Annotated in this window: 15 protein-coding genes, 1 pseudogene and 1 riboswitch; of the genes and pseudogenes, 4 read left to right on the top strand and 12 right to left on the bottom strand. The window is 39.2% G+C overall.

Annotated elements, in window-relative coordinates:
- Positions 1-262: 262 nt before the first annotated feature.
- The 4 genes from FA584_RS05865 to FA584_RS05850 all read right to left on the bottom strand — a co-directional run bounded on the left by FA584_RS05865 (position 263) and on the right by FA584_RS05850 (position 6739).
- Positions 263-1687 (bottom strand): efflux transporter outer membrane subunit, encoded by a 1425-nt coding sequence (locus FA584_RS05865; protein ID WP_167750511.1) that lies wholly within the window; start codon positions 1685-1687, stop codon positions 263-265.
- On the bottom strand, positions 1677-4805 hold the full coding sequence (locus FA584_RS05860; protein WP_167750510.1) for an efflux RND transporter permease subunit: 3129 nt from the start codon (positions 4803-4805) through the stop codon (positions 1677-1679). The genes FA584_RS05865 and FA584_RS05860 overlap by 11 nt, the downstream gene beginning before the upstream one ends.
- A gap of 3 nt (positions 4806-4808) precedes the next feature.
- On the bottom strand, positions 4809-5966 hold the full coding sequence (locus FA584_RS05855; protein ID WP_096046520.1) for an efflux RND transporter periplasmic adaptor subunit: 1158 nt from the start codon (positions 5964-5966) through the stop codon (positions 4809-4811).
- Between the two features lie 110 nt (positions 5967-6076).
- Positions 6077-6739 (bottom strand): TetR/AcrR family transcriptional regulator, encoded by a 663-nt coding sequence (locus tag FA584_RS05850; RefSeq protein ID WP_088437331.1) that lies wholly within the window; start codon positions 6737-6739, stop codon positions 6077-6079.
- A 187-nt stretch (positions 6740-6926) separates the two neighbouring features.
- Between FA584_RS05850 and motA the strand changes: the two genes are divergently transcribed.
- The 4 genes from motA to FA584_RS05830 all read left to right on the top strand — a co-directional run bounded on the left by motA (position 6927) and on the right by FA584_RS05830 (position 10803).
- Positions 6927-7700, top strand: a complete 774-nt coding sequence (gene motA, locus FA584_RS05845; RefSeq protein ID WP_167750509.1) for a flagellar motor stator protein MotA — start codon at positions 6927-6929, stop codon at positions 7698-7700.
- A gap of 10 nt (positions 7701-7710) precedes the next feature.
- Entirely contained in the window at positions 7711-8505 is a 795-nt protein-coding gene (gene motB, locus FA584_RS05840) for a flagellar motor protein MotB (RefSeq protein WP_096046519.1), read from the top strand.
- 132 nt (positions 8506-8637) lie between these two features.
- A complete protein-coding gene (locus FA584_RS05835) occupies positions 8638-10464 on the top strand; it encodes an ABC-F family ATP-binding cassette domain-containing protein (protein WP_096046518.1) in 1827 nt (608 codons plus the stop codon).
- 39 nt (positions 10465-10503) lie between these two features.
- Positions 10504-10803, top strand: a complete 300-nt coding sequence (locus FA584_RS05830; protein ID WP_087438510.1) for a hypothetical protein — start codon at positions 10504-10506, stop codon at positions 10801-10803.
- Between the two features lie 3 nt (positions 10804-10806).
- Here the strand turns inward: FA584_RS05830 and FA584_RS05825 are convergent, their stop codons facing one another.
- The 8 genes and pseudogenes from FA584_RS05825 to FA584_RS05795 form a co-directional block, all read right to left on the bottom strand.
- Entirely contained in the window at positions 10807-11547 is a 741-nt protein-coding gene (locus FA584_RS05825; RefSeq protein ID WP_096046517.1) for an MBL fold metallo-hydrolase, read from the bottom strand.
- 38 nt (positions 11548-11585) lie between these two features.
- Positions 11586-12680: a methyl-accepting chemotaxis protein gene (locus tag FA584_RS14785; RefSeq protein ID WP_167750508.1), complete on the bottom strand. Its 1095-nt coding sequence runs from the start codon at positions 12678-12680 to the stop codon at positions 11586-11588.
- Positions 12681-12958: 278 nt separating this feature from the next.
- Positions 12959-13474, bottom strand: a complete 516-nt coding sequence (locus tag FA584_RS05815) for a ferritin-like domain-containing protein (RefSeq protein ID WP_087438507.1) — start codon at positions 13472-13474, stop codon at positions 12959-12961.
- A gap of 70 nt (positions 13475-13544) precedes the next feature.
- A complete protein-coding gene (locus tag FA584_RS14695) occupies positions 13545-13730 on the bottom strand; it encodes a carbohydrate kinase family protein (protein WP_256431240.1) in 186 nt (61 codons plus the stop codon).
- Positions 13717-14347: pseudogene (gene thiM, locus FA584_RS05810) on the bottom strand (hydroxyethylthiazole kinase). Before thiM ends, FA584_RS14695 begins: the two are co-directional and overlap by 14 nt.
- Positions 14326-15537, bottom strand: a complete 1212-nt coding sequence (gene cytX / locus FA584_RS05805; protein WP_167750507.1) for a putative hydroxymethylpyrimidine transporter CytX — start codon at positions 15535-15537, stop codon at positions 14326-14328. The pseudogene thiM and the gene cytX overlap by 22 nt, the downstream one beginning before the upstream one ends.
- Entirely contained in the window at positions 15534-16337 is an 804-nt protein-coding gene (gene thiD, locus FA584_RS05800) for a bifunctional hydroxymethylpyrimidine kinase/phosphomethylpyrimidine kinase (protein ID WP_167750506.1), read from the bottom strand. The genes cytX and thiD overlap by 4 nt, the downstream gene beginning before the upstream one ends.
- A 97-nt stretch (positions 16338-16434) precedes the next feature.
- Positions 16435-16544, bottom strand: a riboswitch (TPP riboswitch).
- A gap of 41 nt (positions 16545-16585) precedes the next feature.
- Entirely contained in the window at positions 16586-17185 is a 600-nt protein-coding gene (locus FA584_RS05795; protein WP_167750505.1) for a GGDEF domain-containing protein, read from the bottom strand.
- Positions 17186-17201 lie beyond the last annotated feature (16 nt).

Genomic DNA, 17201 nt, shown 5'->3' with positions numbered 1-17201 from the left:
AAAGCTTGAATTTCATTTTTTAACCTTATTTGAATTTTCAAAAGAATTCTAATCAAATAAAGGTTCTTCAAAGAGTCTTTTTTTGCATATTTGTTCATTTTTTATTTTTAGTATTGATGCAATCATAACTATTTATGTAAGGTTTATAGAAAAATGGTGAAAAAGAAGCGATGTAAACGCTTTTTACGTTTACATGTAAAGAAGTTTTGAGTAAAAATGTAAACGCCCAAACACGAGGTTTGGACGTTTACATGTAACGATATTAAAGGGTATCAGCGTGCCTGTCAAACACCTCTTTATCCCAACCACCACCGAGTGATTTGTAAAGAGAAACACCCGAACTAAGCAAGGCTTGCTTCGTTTGAGATGTAGCAAGTTTAGCTGAGAGCAGATTACGCTTTGCGTCTAAAAGCGTAAGGTAATCGCCATAGCCATTTTCATACTGTTTTTTAGCCAGTAAGTACACTTGCTCAATATTCTTCTCATAGGAGAGCTGATGCTCTAGTTTTTGAGTGAGCGTATGTCGTTTGTTAAGGGCATCATAGGCATCTTGAAACGCTTGTTGAACCGTCTTTGCATACGCAATCTCTGCTAGCTCTTTATTTGCCTTTGCACTCTCTACGTTGGAACTCGTTTTTCCCATATTAAACAGTGGTGAGGCAAGGCTTCCACCAAAGCTGTTCATCCCTGATTGGGATTTCATCAGATTAGAAAGCTGTGTGCTCTCAAATCCAAGTGCACCTGAGAGGCTAATACTTGGAAAATAAGCAGCACGTGCCACACCGATGTTGGCATTGGCTGCTTTTAAATTCTCTTCGGCTTGGGTAATATCAGGACGTTTACTTAAAAGCTCAGAAGGCAAATTAGCAGGGACGTTGACATCGCTTGGTAAAACGCGCGGTAAGCCGTCTTTGCTAAATGCCGCTATGGCTTCAGGTGATTTACCCACTAAAACAGCCAGCGCACTTTGTTGGAGTAAAATCGCTTGCTCTAACGCATCTTTCGTGATCTGAGCACTGTTCAGCTCTGCACGATCGGAGGCAAGAGTTCCTTTAGAAATAGCACCAAGAGTGTACTTCGCCTCATTGCGTTTAAGCCCCTCTTCTCTTGCTTTGATTGTCTCATTGGTGATGTCGAGCTGCTCATACAGACTAATGAGTGTAAAGTAACTATCGGCAACACTGGCAGCTAAAGAGATTTTTACCGTGTCTTTTGCCGCATATGTAGCAATCAAAGAAGCACGAGAGGAAGCTTCAGCTTCTTTGTATTTACCCCAAAGATCAAGCTCATAACTAAGGACTGCACTGAGTGAAAAATCATTGTACGTATTATGCGCTTTAGAGTTAAACGTATCGCCACTGCTTCTGATACGTTGGCCAGAGCCCTGGACATCAAGACTTGGGTAACGATCCGATGTACTTCGTGAAAGCGTTGCACGCGCTAAAGAGATATTGGCCATCGCTGATTGAAGATCATAGTTATTTGTCAATGCCTCTTCAATTAAAGCGGTTAATTTTGCATCATGGTAATTACTCCACCATGCCGCATCAACATAGCTTGTTTCACTTTTCACATCTGCACGGTACGTCTGCGGAAACTGTGTTGTGGGGACGTTCAGCTCTGGAGAGAGCGAACATCCACTTAGAATTAAGGCTAGTACAGCACTGTAATAAAGACTATTCTTCATCTTTTTTTCCTTTACGTGAAAACTTCGCATTGAGCTGCGCGAGCCAGTTGTAAAAGAGTGGAATAAAGAAGATCGCAATCGTTGTTGCGGCAATCATACCACCAATAACACCTGTACCAATCGCATGACGACTTCCTGCACCGGCACCTGAACTGATCGCCAACGGTAAAACACCAATAGTAAAGGCAAGTGATGTCATAACAATCGGACGGAAACGTAAACGTGCCGCTTCAAGAGTTGCGTCAAAAATTGACTTACCTTTTTCTTGGGCTTGCATTGCAAACTCAACGATCAAAATCGCATTTTTAGCCGATAAAGCGATCAGTACCAAAAGACCGATTTGGAAATAGATGTCGTTACTCAGTCCTCGTAAATAAACCGCCATAATCGCTCCAAAGACAGCAAACGGAACAGCGGTAATAACCGCGAGAGGCATGAGCCATCTCTCATACTGTGCTGATAGAATCAAGAAGATAAAGACAAGTCCGAAGATAAACGCTTGTGAGCCACTGCCTTCCATCTCTTTTTCTTGAAATGACGTTCCCGCCCAACCTGTGGTATAACCCTCAGGTGCAACTTCTTTTACCACTTCTTCAATTGCTTTAATCGCATCCCCTGATGTATAACCAGGTTTTGGCTCACCGACAATTTTTGCCGCGGTAAAGATGTTAAAACGATCTACAATATCTGGTCCTATGGTACGTTCATACGTCACCAATGAACTGATAGGAATCAATTTCCCCGTATTTGATTTCACAAAGATATTTTTCATATCCTCAGGTTTTTCTCTAAAATCAGCTTCTGATTGAATATTGACTTTATAGGTGCGACCAAAGAGGTTAAAGTCATTGACGTAGTAGGCGCCAAAGGTTGATTGCAATGTGGTAAAGACATCTTTGATTGAAATACCCAATGCTTTCGTTTTTTCACGATCTAATGTAACACTAAATTGAGGTACCGCCGTATCAAAGGTACTTCTCACCATCGTAAGCTCTGGTCTTTGTCTCGCTTTTGCGACAATGGCATTGGTAATTCTACCGAGCTCTTCCAATGAACCACCCGTTCGATCTTGCAAATACATCTCAAAACCACCTGAGATACTTAGTCCCATAATCGGCGGAGGATTCAGTGCAAAGATGGTGGCATCCGGCACACCAAAGAAGGCGCCGTTGAGTGCACCGCTCAGTATTTCTGAATTTTGGTTTGCTGCTTTTCGCTCACTCCAATCTTTTAGATTGATAAAGGCTGTTGCGGCATTGGTTTTAGCTGCACCACTGATAAGATCAAATCCTGAAATAGCAATAGTGTATTCGATTTCAGGCACGTTTGCTGTGATTTTACTGAGTTCCGCACTCACACCTTCTGTACGATTGAGTGAAGAAGCAGGAGGCAATGCAGTCACGGCAAGTAAAAAACCTTTGTCTTCCATTGGGACAAGACTTGTAGGTACTTTTTGGAAAAGTTCATATGTCATGCCCATCAATGCGGCAAAGATGATAATACTAATGATGCCATGGCGTACCACCAAACTAACCCCACTGGTAAACCAGTTGGTTGAAGCATCAAAAAACTCGTTAAATTTTTTGACAAACCAAAACGGTTGTGGCTCTTTTTTCTTTAGGAAAATGGCACACAATGCAGGTGTTAAGGTTAACGCTACCATACCTGAAATAATAACTGAAATAACAATCGTAATCGCAAATTGTTGGTACATTTGTCCTGTGAAACCACCCATAAACGATACAGGGATAAAAACAGCACATAAAACAAGAACAATGGCAACAACAGGAGCAGTTACTTCTTGCATCGCTTTAATCGTTGCATCTTTAACGGTAATATCTTTTTCAGAATGCAAGATACGTTCAACGTTTTCAATAACGATAATAGCATCATCGACAACGATACCAATGGCAAGTACCAAACCAAATAAGGTTAAAAGGTTAATCGAATAACCCAGTGCATACATACCTGCAAATGATCCAATAATCGAAACAGGGATCGCCAAAATAGGAATAATTGTCGCACGCATATTTTGCAAGAACATGTAAACAATAATAACAACTAAAAGAAGGGCTTCAATGAGTGTTTTTACCACTTCATGTACCGAAATTTGAATAAATTTTGTTGTATCGTATGGCGTTACATAGGTCATATTTTCAGGAAAAGATTTTGAAAGTTTTTCCATGACCGCATCGACTTTTTTGGCTGTTTCCAACGCATTTGCACCGGATTGTAAGTAGATGCCAATCGGTACCATCGTTTGTCCATTAAGCGTTGCCGATACATCATACGATGCAGCACCGAGTTCAAGACGTGCAACATCTTTAAGGCGTAAAGTTGAACCATCTTTGTTCGATTTTAAGATGATATTTTCAAACTCTTCGACTTTATCAAATCGCCCTTGTGTTGTTACCGTGTAGGTATAGGCTTGAGCCGCTTTCGTAGGAGCTTGATTGAAACGTCCTGTTGCAAACTGAGCATTTTGTTCTGAGATCGAATTAATAACATCTGTTGGTGAGAGATTGTATTTAGCAAGTTGATCAGGCTTCATCCAAATACGCATAGAGTAATCTTGGTTACCAAATAAAGAGGCATCACCCACACCATTAACGCGCTTAAGTTCATCAATAACATTGACAAGTGCATAGTTTGCCATGTAAATTTTGTCATAGCTATTGTTTGGTGAAATAATCGAAATAACTTTTAAAATCGTAGATGATTGTTTACGTACCGTGACGCCTTGCGCTTGTACTTCACTTGGAAGACTGCTAAGGGCTGCTTGAACACGGTTATTGACGTTAATCGTCGCTTGATCGGCGTTTGTTCCAATTTTAAAATAAACATTGATCGATAAAGAGCCTGTTGATGAAGCCGTTGAAGACATATAAATCATATCTTCAACACCATTTATCTGTTGCTCAATCGGTGCTGCAACCGTTTTAGAAATGGTATCAGCACTTGCTCCTGCATACGTTGCTTTGACGGTAACTTGAGGAGGCGTTACTTGAGGATACTCCTCAATAGGCAAGCCTTTTATACCCATCAAGCCCGCTATAATCACAACAATCGAGAGGACGGTTGCAAAAATAGGCCTGTTGATAAAAAATTTAGAAAACATACTTTATTCCTTCGCTTCTATAACATTAACCGCAGAACCTGGGCGCAGTTTCGTGAGGTTATCGGTAATGACAACATCTCCTGCACTCAAACCACTTTCAATGATATAGGTGTCATTATGAACGGTTCCTGCTTTGACAGGAACTTTAGTCGCTTTGCCCTCTTTGACAACATACACAAACGAACCAATGGCTTCTTGTAACAATGCCTTTTGAGGAATACTAATCGCATCTTTATAGACCAAGCCTTCTACATTCACACGTACAAACAGACCGGGTATTAAAATATTATTGGGATTAGCAAAGGTGGCTCTTGCTTTAATCGTAGAAGTTTCAGCATCCACATAACTATCGATAAAATCTAAAGTTCCCGTTTTGGCATATTTGGTGCCATCGGGGGTAGAGAGTTGAATAGGAAGTTTTGCTTGCGCTAAACTATTCCAGTTACCTGTTCCCATCACATAACGTTTTTTCAAAAGTTCAATATCAGGTAAGGAGAATTCAACATAGATAGGATCGGTTTGGGTAATCGTCGTTAGTGTCATCGTATCACTACTAGAACCGACATAACTTCCAACATCTTGAGCATTGAGGCTTGTCATACCACTAATGGTTGCTTTAACTTTGGTATAGTTAAAATCAATCGTTGCTTTTTTAAGCGCTGCTTGTGAAGATTTGAGCGAAGCTCCTGCTGACTCATAGGCAGAGAGTGCGGCATCACGCTCTTTTTGGCTCACAGCATCTTGATCAAACAAGGCTTTGGTACGTTCCCAATCACGTGTTGCTTGTTTAAGGGTCGCTTCTTTTACACCAACATCTGCCACCGCTTCTTGCATCAATGCTTCATAACGGTCTGAGTCAATTTGATAGAGTGTTTCACCTGCTTTTACAAAGCTACCTTCAGTAAAGTATTTCTTTTCCAAAACACCACTGACACGTGCAACAATACTCACTTGTTGCATACTTTTTACTTTTGCTGGATATTCTAATGAAACAGGAACATCACTGGTGATCACTTTATAGGTGGATACACTTAAAGGAGGCATCGCTGGCATCCCTGCTGCTTTTTTATCTTGGCTTGAGCATCCTGTTACCAAAAAAGCTCCCAAAACACCTATTAATGCATATCTAGCATATGTTAAATACACTCTATTTGTTGTCATTTTTCGCTCCCAATTTTATGTAATGTAATATACATTACACTTTATGGGCGAAATTGTATCCGAAAAAAGTAAAAAAATCAAGCTAATTTCACTAACGGAAAAAAAAGTAACTATTGTATTACATGTAAGCCGCGACAGAAAATGGTTACGACTTGTTTTAAAGCTTTTAAACGCGTTTCTTCAGAGATATCAATTTGAATCCCCAAAATTGTCTGAAAAAGAAATGGCCCTTTGACAGCATTTAAAAATTGCTCTGCCACTAAATAGGTATCTTCAACTTCGATATGACCGTTTACTTTTTCATTTTCTAAATAATTTGCAATAATAATGACGGGAACCGACATAAGGTTCTGGATCTGCGTTTTATTGAGTCTGGAATCATTAATATACCCTATTGATATAAGTAAACGGTGAAATAAAATGGCATCTGGTGTTGTCACCAAATCTAAAAACATCCTTCCTGTTTCCGTTAAAAATTCTTCAATACGCCCCTCATAACAGACACTTTTACGACCCCATTCGCCAAAAACTTCTTCTGATTTTTGTTCCAAAATGTAAATAAACAGTTGTTCTTTATTGCCAAAATGCTTATACAATGTCGCGAGTGACCCCCCTGCATGCTTGACAATATCATTCATACTGACGTTTTCATAGCCATTATCTAAAAAAAGCCGATACGCCACATCAATAATCTTCGTGCAACGTGATTCGGCTTTACCACTGAGTCGATCAACGAGAGAACTGATAAAACATCTGCATTTCTCTTCACTCATGTTAACTTACTCCTTTATTTGACACTTTTTGCAATTATACTACAAATCAATTTTTCTACTTTAAGCGTAGCAATAATAGCATCTTATCTAAGGAAGATTGTTATATTATTGCCTTACATGTAAAGTTTTTTGCATTTTAACCGATAATGCTTGAAAACGTTTTATACTATTTTTTGGAGCTGACTTTATGGACTTAACCGTCATCTTGGGCATGGTAATTGCCATTACCACTATTTCTACGGGCGATATTATGGAAGGTGGAAATCCTCTTCATATTTTGCATATCACTTCATTTATTATCGTTATTCCAACCGCTATGGCAGCAGCGATGTCTGCAACTCCCCAAGAATATGTTAGAGGTGCCTTTAAAGAGTTTAAAGTTATCTTCAAAAAATCATCAGTTGATCTTCATGCACGTATTAAACAAATTATTGACTTTGCCATTATTGCCAGACGTGATGGCATTTTAGCGCTTGAATCCCATGCCAATCAAATGGACGATGAGTTCTTCAAAAAAGGTCTTAGTATGGCCGTTGATGGTGTTGAAGCGCATGAGATTGAAGAGACACTCGATATTTTGATTGAACAGACGGAAGAGTATTACCATGGTTCTGCACACTATTGGGTACATGCAGGGGAAACCTGCCCCGTTATGGGACTCATTGGCGCTGTTTTGGGTCTGATCTTGGCACTTCAAAAATTAGACAACCCTGCTGAAATGGCGATGGGTATTGGTGGTGCCTTTACTGCGACTGTTTTTGGTATTGCAGGTTCTTATATCTTCTTAGGTCCATGGGGACATAAACTTAAGGGAAAATCAATAGATATTGTAAAAGAAAAACGTGTCATCTTAGCAGGAATTTTAGGTATTTCTCATGGTGACAATCCTCGTACGCTTGAAATGAAACTTCTCAATTATCTTTCTCCTCTTGAAGAGAAAAAAAGCCAATTTGACAAATAAGGGATACTAAGTGGGTAAAAAGTGCAAAAAAGTCGAATGTGAAGCAGGTGAAAAATGGGCCGTACCTTTTGCGGACTTTTTTAGTCTTTTACTTGCCCTTTTTATCGCACTCTTTGCTATTGCCTCTACTAACACTGAAAAAATGAAAGCCCTCAAAGAAGAGTTTGTCAAAATCTACGACTACAGCGCGAAACCTGAAGAAGCAACTCCTGTTATGAGCATGTCTATTAAATCGGGAGATGCGGCTAAAGATAAAGACAAAGGCAATGCGGGTGGAACTTCTGCGCAACTTGAAGAAATTGCTCGTTTAGCACAAATGATTGAGAAAATGAATATTGGAGAAGGATCATTAGAGCAAAAAGTTGATGGTGCGATTTTAAAACTCCCTACTAAACTTCTTTTTGCACCAGGTTCTGCTGAGATTGTTAACAGTGACTCCATGCTTTTCCTCAAACGTGTTTCTGACATTATTGCAATGCTTCCTAAAAATGTTGAAGTTATCGTTAAAGGATTTACTGACGCAACGGCACTTCCAAATGGCTCTAAATACCAAGACAACCTTGAACTCTCCAGTGCTCGTGCCAATGCTGTTATCCGTGTCCTCATTCGTAATGGTATTGCCAAAGATCGTTTAAGCTCAGCAGGTTATGGAGATACAAAACCTCTCACAAATAACGATACGGCGGAAGGTCGTGACAAGAATGGTCGCGTTGAATTTACAATGCGTATTTCAGGACCGGATAATTCGACAAAAAAAGAGTCTATCTTAGATACACTCAATGCCATCAATAAGAAAGCTGAATAAGTTTTATTTTCAAGCTTTCTAAACTACACTCATCAATAACAATAACGTTTAATCAAGTTCTTGCAAAACTTTTTTTATAATACCACGCACTTCTTCTTGAAGAAAAAATTTTACATGTAATGAGTTTGACCTATGATTCAAGTCACTAATCTTTCTAAACACTTTGGTGTACAAACCCTTTTTGAAAATATCAGTTTCACCCTTGCCCATGGCAATAAAATAGGCTTTGTTGGGCGTAATGGTTCAGGAAAATCCACCCTTTTTAAAATTCTTTTAGGAGAAGAAGAAGCCGATTCTGGTGATATTCTTATCCCTAAAAACTACACGATTGGAACGCTCAGACAACACATTCTTTTTACCCATAAAACGGTACGTGAAGAGTGTGCTTCTGCACTGCATGGTGATGAAGCGTTTGATCTTTACAAAATCGAAAAAATGCTTTTCGGACTTGGTTTTTCGCAAGAAGATTTAGACAAAGATCCTATGAATTTTTCAGGCGGCTATCAAATTCGCCTTAATTTAGTCAAACTACTTGCCACAAACCCCTCTTTACTCCTTTTAGATGAACCGACCAACTACCTTGACATTATTTCAATGCGTTGGCTCCAAACGTTTCTCAAAGAGTTTAAAGGTGAGATTATTTTGATTACCCATGATCGTGATTTTATGGATGCTGTCACCACGCATACTATGGGACTGAGGCGAAAAAGCTTGATGATCGTTGAGGGCAACAGCTCAAAATACTATGCAAAATTAGAAGAAGACGATGAGCGTTATCTTAAAACCAAAGCCAATTTAGATAAAAAACGTGCCGAACTTGAAGATTTTGTGACACGGCAGAAAGCACGTGCATCTAAAGCAGTCATGGCACAAAGTAAAGCAAAACAGCTTGAAAAAATGGGCGAAATGGATGATCTTGAGGTCGAAAGTAGCCTTCACTTTTCGTTTAACTATAAAAAAACGCCTGCTAAAATCATGCTTGAAGCAAAAGATGTCGGCTTTGGATATGATCCAGCCCACCCTCTTTTTCAAAATCTCTCTTTTAAATTGGAAAAAGGAAAATGTCTTGCCATCATTGGTAAAAATGGTAAAGGTAAATCAACGCTTCTTAACGTGATAGCAGGAGAATTACCGCTCCAACAAGGTACTCTTTCGTTTCATCCTGAAACAACCTTTGCACATTTTGGACAAACCAATATTCAAAGACTCAATCTTAAAAATAGCATTATAGATGAGATTTATGAAGTAGATCCACTCCTAGGCATTACGCGTGTTCGTGCTATCTGTGGTGGCATGATGTTTAGCGGAAAGATGGCAGAAAAAGAGATTAGTATTCTCTCTGGAGGCGAACGCAGTCGTGTAATGCTAGGCAAAATCATCGCAACACCGGCGAATCTTCTCTTTTTGGATGAGCCAACCAACCACCTTGATATGTACTCCATCGACTCTCTATGCGAAGCGATCAAAAACTTTGAAGGTTCTACCATTTTAGTCACGCACTCGGAAATGATGCTTCGAGAACTCGCCGATGCTCTCATCATTTTTCATCACGATAAAGCGGAATTTTTTGATGGCAATTATGATGAATTTTTAGAGAAAATTGGTTGGGAAGAAGAGATCGATGTGGCACCTAAAAAAGTAGTCTCAAATGACTACAATGAAAGTAAGAAACTGCGTGCGAAACTGATTCAGGAACGTAGTTCCAAACTTTCTCCGCTCAAAAAACAGATTGATCAGTGTGAAGCAAAAATCATAAAACTTGAAGAGGGCATCAAAGCAAAAAACGATGCACTGATTGCATGTTCTTCTGGAAATGATATTGGCGAACTAGGACGACTTTCTAAAGAAATAAAGAGCGATGAAGAGTCACTTGAAAAACTTTATGAGCAGTTTGAAACGTTACATGTAAACCATGATACCCTTTTTGATACTTACGAAATACAATTGAAAAACATTTAAAATTAGTGTAGAATTGCAGAAAAAGCAAAGGTAAAAAGTATGCGTGACTTAAAAGAACTCCTCCTTGAAAGCGGTTGTTCGAGTGAATTTATTCTTGATGCAATGCGTTTTGAACACCTCTTTACCGGTGATATTGATGCGTTCCTCGACAAAGTTGAAGATATTTTAATGAATGAAGAAGAGTACGAAGAAGACCTAGAGGATGATGACGATTTAGATGAAGATGAAGACGACCCCATCTATCAAAGTGACTATAACTACGATGGCAATGAAGATAACATCTACTTTGAAGATGAAGATGGCGAAGAAGCTTTTGACGATGATGAGGATGAAGAATAATCTTCACACCTCGACCGCAAATCCTTGTTCAATATAAGGATATTTCAACCTTATTTTCTTTACATGTAAAGGGAGTAAGGTTTTACAACTCGCATGAATGAGATAGCCGTTTTTTGGACTAATACTCTCAATATATTCCCCTGCACTTTCCCAATTCAAATGTTTATTGGAAGCAAACCATGGCGTATACGCCGCATCTAAAAAAAGATGGTCAATTTTTTGAGCTTTCAGATAAGCAAGTGATTCCGAGGAAATGCTCGCACAATCCGTCAAATACGCTACAACACCTTTACATGTAAAGATCACGTAGCCATGTGTCAGCTTAGAGTGCAACAGTGGAACTGCTACAATTTTCACACCTTCTATTTCTATAGTTTCAAACGGTTGAAGAACTTGATAATTGATGGAGTCTTTATGAATAAAAAGGTCACCAAATCCTTGTCTATCATCAGGAATATAGCACGTAATGGCGTCCACTGATTTGCGAAGACGAATGAGACCTAAACAGTGATCGGCATGAAAATGAGTGAGAAAAACGGCTCTGATACGTGTTGTATTAAACCGATCACATAAGAGGTCATACCCAGCATCAAACAAAATAACACTGCCATCATCCAGTTCTAAATAAGCACTTGTGGAGCGATTGCTCACCCCTTTTTGCCTTGCTGCCTCACACATCTCACAGTGACACTGATGCAGAGGAATTCCCCCGGTATCTGCCGTTCCTAGAAGCTCGAATTTCACATTATTGCCTTATTAAAAAATGTGAAATTATACAAAAATTACTGTTTCTTTTCTAAAAGCATTTGATTGAGTAACTCAAAGAGCTTAACAGAAGCCTTTTCAGCCTCTTTAAAATAATTAATAACCAAAGAAGGATCGTTAGAGCACGTCCCTTCTTTGACACACATAATCGCTTTATTAACCGACTCATGAACGATTTTATGGGGTTCATCAAGACCTTTATAGCCAGCTGTATTTTGGAAATTTTCTTTACCAATACCGGCATACCATTTGCCTAAACGGCAATTATAATGATCTGACATAACCTTGTGTTCTGCATCAAAAATAGCACCATAACCGTTAGTTTTAAAGAACATATGATCTAACTTAGCAAGTGCGACAAAAATTGCATACGATATATTGGAAGAGTCATTTTGAATATCTACCGCACTGGTTTGAATCTTTTGTAACTCTTGTTTAAACGTTTCTATATGCTGATTTGATGCTAAAGCAACACTTTCAACCTCTTCATTTTGCTTAAACATAGAGCCTGCATTTTGTTTCAAAACATTGATGTTCATCTCAACTTCTGAAGTTGCCTTTTGCGTTCGCTCTGCAAGTTTTCGGACTTCATCCGCAACGACCGCAAAACCACGACCATGCTCCCCCGCACGCGCAGCCTCAATGGCAGCATTAAGCGCTAAAAGATTGGTTTGATCAGAAATATCTTTAATAAGATTGATCACACTCGAAATTTCATCCACACTGTGATGGAGATTTTCAGCAAGTTGCCTTGATTCGCTAGCAGATTCATTGATATGTGTCAGTGAAGCAATGAGCTCAGAAGTCGTTGAATCAAGTGTAGAAATGGTAGAAACCGTCGCTTCACTCATATCAACGATCTCTTTGGATGCCTCTAAATTCTGTTCAATATCTTTTTGAATTTCGCTGATACCTTTTTTACAGCCTCCCAGCATACTACTGTTTAACTCTTGAAAAAGATTATTCCCGTGTAATAAACTTTTGTTTTTTTCATTTTGTTCTGTTAATTTTTCAATCTCTGCTTTAAGCGAAAGAATTTCATCTTTTAAATTTTCATTTTCTTTATTCAAATTCTTATTGATATCTTCTAAAGCCCTATTATTTCCAAACACAAGTACCCCTTATTCATTGTAGTTATTTTCTAAAATTCCATAAAGAAAACTTCTAATGTTAACACAATATTATTCATGCTCTCTCACGATTTTACAGTGTGACAAAAAAAATTCAAATTAAGATTCATAATGTAACCAAATGACGTAAAAAGTTTACAGTGAAACTATAATTTTAGAGTAAAGAGGAGAGGTATTCGTTAAGTAAAAAAAGTGAGGTATGAAGTTTTCAACCAAAATCATTCATACCTGCACCCTTTAAAGAAGTGTTTTAAGAGTACCTATTGCATTGATTTTTTAAGATCGCTGATAAATTCAGTAATGTCATCGTGCAAGTTTTGAAGATCTTCCTCGTGCATAACTTCATCCGCTAAGATTTGAGAGACCATGTCGTAGGTAACGATGTCTTTGTTACGTGTCAAATCAACGATACTTGAGTAAGTGGCAATGGCGCATTGCTCTCCTTTAATCGCATCATTTAAAACGGCTACGACATCAAAATCATTGGGAGCATCGTATCCACAATTCGTCTGTTTAAGCCAATCTGCAGGATGAAGAAGAGGTGATCCTCCAAGCTGAATAATACGATCAGCTACCATCGTGGCATGACGAAGTTCATCAGCAGCATGTTGTACTAATTCAGCGATTGCCGCATCTTTCATCAAACCTTTGACCACTTTTGCTTCAATGAAATACTGATAGTATGCCAACCATTCATCCGCATACGCACGATTGAGCGTTGTGATAATCTCTTGAACCTCGATCCCTTTGATAATTGAATTTCCAACTCTTGCCATGACTGACTCCTTTGAGGTAATGGAACAATCTTACAGTAGAAAAACTAAACTATATATTAAATAATAATTTTTATTGTTTAATCAAGCTTACATTACATTTATCAAAAATAGTTTTCACATCCATTTGACTGATAGCATCAATCAATGACGTATGAAATGTTCCCAATCCTCTGCTTTTTTCAGCCACTTCACCAGCTATAGACATCGTTAAAATACCTGCAACAGCACTACCTAAGGCATTTTTAGAAGCACCCATAAAACTCCCAATGAGGTGAGGTGCTCATGCAACCCGTACCTGTTAGTTGTGTTAATGCAATAGTGCCATTGTCTAGGGCATAGCAAATTTTACCATCGGATACCATGTCAGTTTTACCCGTAATCGCAATCACACAGTTTAGTTTTTGTGCCAAATTCAAAGCGATTTTAGCGCCATCACTCTCTTCTTCTAAAGAGTCAACCCCTGCACTCTTCGCTTCCTGCAATCGTTTTGATCTCCGCCATATTGCCCCGAATCACGCTAAAAGAGATCGCCTTCATAAGTTTGGCGACACTCTCATGGCGAAAAGAAGTCGCTCCAACACCGACAGGATCAAGCACAACGGGAATCCCTTTGGTATTTGCTGCACGTCCTGCTTTTAACATGGAAGTGATGGTACGCTCATTCGCCGTTCCAATGTTTAAAACCAGCGCATCGCAAATGCCCACCATCTCTTCAACTTCGCTGATCTCATCAGCCATAATCGGTGAAGCCCCAATGGCTAAAACAACATTGGCGCAGTCATTGACTGTTACATAATTGGTAATATGATGAATAAGCGCACGCTTAGCTTGTAGTGCTTTAAATACTTCGTTTAGTTGCTCTTTAATGTCCATGATGCCATAACCTTTTTTGTAATGATAAAAATAATGCTTGTTGCCAGCATCGTTGGAAGGGTTGAACCTAATGGAAGATCAAGCGTCATCATCCAATAATACAAGCCAACACCTATAACCCAAACGATCAATGCGCCTACATGTAACGCCAATGTAGGCTCAATTTGTACTTTTTTAAAAATAAAATAATCACTCAACAGTATCGCAAAGAGTGGTCCAAACACAGAACCTATCGCGTACAAAAAGGTTTCGTACTCCTCAATAGGCATCATAAGCGCCACGACCAATCCTAGTAGTGCCATCACAAAAGCAATTTTACGCTCACTCATTTTTGGAAAAATATTGGTAAACGTGACACCTGCTGAGTAAGCATCTAAAAAAGTAGTGGTAATAGTGGAGAGAAGTACGATGCCAAGAGCGGCAAAACCTAAATGCAGTGCCATCATCATCGTTCCCACACTGGCATCCTGAGCATAAAGGGCAATGGCTAGACCAATGGCATACATCAAAGAACTTCCTATAAAATACCCTGTAAAACTGCCGATGAGTCCACCTTTTTTACTCTTTGCAAAACGTGTATAGTCTGAAATGAGTGGTAACCATGAAAGCGGCATAATGACGCTCAGTTCAAGCGCAGAGCCAAAGCTCATCGCATCCGTTGGCATAACATTTAAAATGCTTCCTTCTTGAAAAACCACGCCACACAAAACCAATGTGAGCGCAAAGAGAAGCACAACCGCCACAACATTGAGCTTTTGAAAGCCCACTTTTCCGAGCCAAATCCAAAGCCCTATCAAAATGCCAATGGCTATCGCCCACGTGTTGATGCTATCAAATCCAAACAAACTAATGCCAAGCTCATTGGCAGCACGCCCACCTGAAATGATCATCACCGCTGTCCAGCCGATGAGTTGAAGTACATTGAGAAGTGAAAAAAGGTAAGAGCCATAACGCCCAAACGAGATGCGTGTGGACATGATGGCGGGAAGCTTGCTTTTGGCTCCAATATAACCACCCAAAATCAAAATCATACCGCCGATAAGATGCCCTAAAAGAATCGCTTTTAAACCTTCGATAAACCCAAGCGGTGCTAAAAGCCCCCCTGTAAAAATCTCTGCCATTGAAACTGCCGCACCAAACCAAAGTGCAAAGAGTCCAAACCCGCTTAAACTTGTTTTTTCTTCCATCATGACTCAATCCCTGCTTTTGTGTAAAGTGCGTAAAAATGATGCACTGGACCCACGCCATGCCCTAGTTTAAATCCATGCGTGATTGCCTCGGTGATATACGCTTTGGCTTCCTCAACCGCTGCCTTTACATGTAAACCCTTTGCGAGGTTAGCAGCAATCGCTGATGAGAGTGTACACCCCGTTCCATGCGTGTTAATCGTTTCTAAACGCTTAGAGTGCAAAAGATGAAACGCTTCACCATCGTAAAGAACATCGGTGGCATCATTTTCCAAATGCCCTCCTTTAACCAACACGTATTTACAACCCAGTTTATGCAGATCAATGGCGGCTTTTTCCATCAACTCAATCGTGTCGATCTTATAACCGACAATCACTTCTGCTTCAGGAAGATTGGGGGTAATAAGCGTAGCCATCGGTAAAAGAATTTCAATAAGTGCCTTTTTGGCTTCGGGTTGTAAAAGATCATACCCACTTTTGGAAATCATGACTGGGTCGATGACAAGCGGCGGTAAGGAGTATTTTTTAAGCGTTACTGCAATGGTCTCAATCGTTTCAGGTCTGGAGACCATACCAATTTTGATCGCATCCACACGAATGTCGTCAAAAATCGCTTCGATTTGATGAGCAATCACCGAAGGACTGATGTCTTGAACGTCAAAAACACCTTGGGTATTTTGTGCGGTAATGGCAGTTATAACACTCATGCCATACGTTCCATTGGCACTAAACGCTTTTAAATCGGCCTGAATACCCGCACCACCACAGCTGTCTGAGCCTGCTATGGTTAAACAATGTTTCATACATTTTCCTCGTAAAATAGATTGGTTTGCTTTTACATGTAAGCTTTACATGTAAAGATAAAAGAGATCGTGGGAGGATGTAAAAAAGAGGATGTGTGTTGATTTGATTGAGCTTTCCTACGCTGGCATTACCCAGATCAGGTCACAAGGATCAAAGAATCACCATTCTTTATCTCAGCTGGTTTACCAGCCCTCCTAGCACGAACTATTAAGGACAATTGTACTCTGATTTATTGGTTTTTTCAAGCTTAATAAAACTCGATGCGGTTGCGTCCCTTACTTTTCGCTAAATAAAGCGCATTATCTGCATATTCTATTACATTTAGAAGTGGTGTAAATGTGCTAAAAAGGCATATTCCCATACTCAATGTTACTGAAAAGTCATATATTTTATGTTCTTCAAGTTTAGATTGGATGCGTGTAGCAATCATATGAATATCTTTTCTGGAGATAAAGGGAAAAAAGACAATAAACTCATCACCACCATAACGGGCAAAAATATCATCCTCTCGTAAATTTTCATTAATTTGCTTTACCGTATATTTCAAAACATCATCACCTAAAAGATGCCCATAGGTATCATTAATCTGTTTAAAATTGTCAATATCAATCATCATAACAGCTGAGGTATTTTTTTGGTGAATGATCCTAAAATGATAGTTAACGATCTCCAAAAAATAACGTCGATTAAATATTTGTGTTAAGTCATCGTATTGACTTAACTGTTCTAATTGAATGTTATGTAACTTTAATGCACATACTTTCTTTTTGTAGTAAAAATATAGTGCGGTCATAAAAATGGCTAATACTACAATAACAAGTTCATAAAGCGTCTCTTGATCCATCATTCATTTTTACCAAAAA

The sequence above is a fragment of the Sulfurospirillum diekertiae genome (genome assembly GCF_011769985.2).
Taxonomy (GTDB): Bacteria; Campylobacterota; Campylobacteria; order Campylobacterales; family Sulfurospirillaceae; genus Sulfurospirillum; species Sulfurospirillum diekertiae.
This window is presented reverse-complemented; position numbering and strand designations above follow the sequence as displayed.

Excerpts from the sequence above, each read along its gene's own strand:
- FA584_RS05865 (WP_167750511.1), bottom strand. The coding sequence starts at position 1,687 with ATGAAGAATAGTCTTTATTACAGTGCTGTACTAGCCTTAATTCTAAGT.
- FA584_RS05860 (WP_167750510.1), bottom strand. The coding sequence starts at position 4,805 with ATGTTTTCTAAATTTTTTATCAACAGGCCTATTTTTGCAACCGTCCTC.
- FA584_RS05855 (WP_096046520.1), bottom strand. The coding sequence starts at position 5,966 with ATGACAACAAATAGAGTGTATTTAACATATGCTAGATATGCATTAATA.
- FA584_RS05850 (WP_088437331.1), bottom strand. The coding sequence starts at position 6,739 with ATGAGTGAAGAGAAATGCAGATGTTTTATCAGTTCTCTCGTTGATCGA.
- motA (WP_167750509.1), top strand. The coding sequence starts at position 6,927 with ATGGACTTAACCGTCATCTTGGGCATGGTAATTGCCATTACCACTATT.
- FA584_RS05835 (WP_096046518.1), top strand. The coding sequence starts at position 8,638 with ATGATTCAAGTCACTAATCTTTCTAAACACTTTGGTGTACAAACCCTT.
- FA584_RS05830 (WP_087438510.1), top strand. The coding sequence starts at position 10,504 with ATGCGTGACTTAAAAGAACTCCTCCTTGAAAGCGGTTGTTCGAGTGAA.
- FA584_RS05815 (WP_087438507.1), bottom strand. The coding sequence starts at position 13,474 with ATGGCAAGAGTTGGAAATTCAATTATCAAAGGGATCGAGGTTCAAGAG.
- FA584_RS14695 (WP_256431240.1), bottom strand. The coding sequence starts at position 13,730 with ATGGGTGCTTCTAAAAATGCCTTAGGTAGTGCTGTTGCAGGTATTTTA.
- cytX (WP_167750507.1), bottom strand. The coding sequence starts at position 15,537 with ATGATGGAAGAAAAAACAAGTTTAAGCGGGTTTGGACTCTTTGCACTT.
- thiD (WP_167750506.1), bottom strand. The coding sequence starts at position 16,337 with ATGAAACATTGTTTAACCATAGCAGGCTCAGACAGCTGTGGTGGTGCG.
- FA584_RS05795 (WP_167750505.1), bottom strand. The coding sequence starts at position 17,185 with ATGATGGATCAAGAGACGCTTTATGAACTTGTTATTGTAGTATTAGCC.